Source organism: Methylomonas sp. BG-2 (assembly GCF_057766305.1).
Window position 1 is genome coordinate 1 of the sequence record NZ_JBYMAP010000420.1, and the last position, 1,910, is coordinate 1,910.

Annotated in this window: 2 protein-coding genes; both read left to right on the forward strand. The window is 49.3% G+C overall.

What is annotated here, in order from left to right; translation table 11 throughout:
* The first annotated feature begins 840 nt into the window (after positions 1 to 840).
* A complete protein-coding gene (locus AC3B8H_RS20860; protein ID WP_488443430.1) occupies positions 841 to 1,704 on the forward strand; it encodes a site-specific integrase in 864 nt (287 codons plus the stop codon).
* 2 nt (positions 1,705 to 1,706) lie between these two features.
* A partial coding sequence (locus tag AC3B8H_RS20865) for a hypothetical protein (protein WP_488443431.1) occupies positions 1,707 to 1,910 on the forward strand: 204 nt, incomplete at its 3' end.

A 1,910-nucleotide genomic window follows, 5' to 3' on the forward strand; every position in this document is an offset into this window, starting at 1 on the left:
TTCTACTTCTGTTCGATCAACAAAAATTCCTCGATCAATTTGGTTTTCAATTGATCTAGCCCATTGTTCGGCTAAATTTTTAGCTGAAAAAGTTTTGCTAGTTGGTGCTTCTCCTTTTCTTCTAACTTGAACTTGCCAAGAACCACTTGGTAATTTTCTTATCGTTGCCATAGTTGTTTTTCCTGTTCACTGTGAACGATTTGTGAACGAAAAACAGCTATTAATGTTTTTGACTTATAAAAAATTACATAAGTCTTTGATTTTAATGGTGCCGGCAATAGGAATCGAACCTACGACCTTCGCGTTACGAGTGCGGTTATAAAAAAGCCTGTCGACAACTACCGACAATCCTAATTAATACAATTCAACCACTTATATCAATTTGTTGTCGAGTAAAGCCGACAATAACCGACGACTTTTACAAGCTAGTGCCCCATAAGTGCCCCACGGTGATATACTTCGCCGAAACAAAACGGGCCTGAAGGTGTTACCAGCACCCTCAAGCCCTGACCGACTCACTTAACACGGTAGGTTAAGCAATGGCTGTAAGTATCATATCAAATTGCCAGCCGTCGCCCCAAGGGCTTAGGCATGGCAAGCATTGAAAAGCGTATCGACCAAACCGGCAAAATCTCGTACCGGGTAAAAATCCGGCTGAAGGGCTTCCCTGTACAAAGCGCCACATTCGACCGGCTAACCGACGCCCGCAAATGGGCCGCATCGACCGAAAGCGCCATCCGCGAAGGGCGGCACTTCAAAAGCACGGCCGCCAAAAAACACACCTTCGCGGATGCAATCGAACGCTATACCCGCGAAATACTGCCGATCGAATTTACCCACGTGGAGCAAACCAACCGGCGACCGATGCTGGAATGGTGGGCTTCTCAGATCGGTCATTGTGTAATGGCCGATCTGTCAACCGCCACCTTTGCCGACTGCCGTAACACCCTGTCAACTAACGGCGGACGCAAGGGGCGACCACTGGCGGCGGCCACCATCAAAAAACATTTTGTGGTCGTCACCGATGTTTTGAAGCGGTGTGTGAATGAATGGCTCTGGCTCGAACAATCCCCGCTGAAAGATGGCGGCGTTAAATTGCCCGAACTGCCACGCGGAATCGTTCGTTTCTTGGATGACGACGAGCTTAACCGGCTAACCATTGCTTGCAAGGAATCGCCAAACCCTTTGCTTTATCCAGCCTTCGTGTTGGCTATCTCAACCGGGATGAGGCAAAGCGAAACCATGAACCTATATTGGCGGGAGCCGGAATCGCAACCAAGCGAAACCGCGTGGGGCGTGGTCAACCTGACCGAACCGTGCATCATCCTGCACGAAACCAAAAACGGTGACCGGCGGCGTGTGCCCCTGGCAAGCCAAGCTCTAGCCGAACTGCAAAAACTTAACAAGGTAAGACGGCTCGATACCGCGCTGGTGTTTCCCAGTCCAACCCACCCAAGCCAACCAATCGAGCTTAAAAAAGCCTGGCTGAACGCCTTGAAGCGGGCTGAAGTGAATAATTTCCGCTGGCACGACCTGAGGCATTGCACCGCGTCTTATTTGGCGATGGGCGGCGCGTCGATGGTTGAAATCGCGGCGGTACTGGGCCACAAAACCCTAGACATGGTGAAGCGATACAGTCACCTATCAGACGGCCATATTGCCGGCGTGGTCGAGAAAATGAATAACAAAATTTTTGGAGATTGATGATGTCTTTTCTTGCGCACAAGCTGGATGAGTATCGGCAAATGGATAAAGAGATCAAGGCTAAGGAGCTGCGAGAACAACAGGTAAAGCAAATGGAGGATGATTACCTTGAAGAGCTAAGGATGGAGAGAGAAAAAAACGCGGTGATTGAGCTTGATTTTGAACTGGCGCGAGTAGCGGAGCCTGTAAATGTGGATGAAGTAGAT